Annotated in this window: 1 pseudogene; it reads left to right on the top strand. The window is 45.9% G+C overall.

What is annotated here, in order from left to right:
* Positions 1-133 precede the first annotated feature (133 nt).
* Positions 134-255: pseudogene (locus FS736_RS23845) on the top strand (DUF5698 domain-containing protein); the annotation flags it as partial.

The following is a 255-nucleotide window of genomic DNA, read 5'->3' on the forward strand; positions in this document are numbered from 1 at the left end:
GAAATGATAGATGTTTGTAATTGTATCTGGTGGAGGTAGAGGCTTCTCGTGGGTTTGTTAGTTGGGTGGACTGGGAATGGGAAAGGTAAGTATGGTGAATGGGATGGATAAGTTGAGTGTGGTGCTGAGGATGATGCTGAGGTTGAAGGGAGAAGGTTATCTGGCTGGAGGTCTGAGCATGATGGAAGTTGTGATTTATGTAGTGGGAGTGGGGGTGGTAGTTGAGAATTTGAATCAGATTGAGAAGGTGGTTGG

The sequence above is a fragment of the Cytobacillus oceanisediminis 2691 genome, from assembly GCF_007678455.1.
GTDB lineage: Bacteria > Bacillota > Bacilli > Bacillales > Cytobacillaceae > Mesobacillus > Mesobacillus oceanisediminis_A.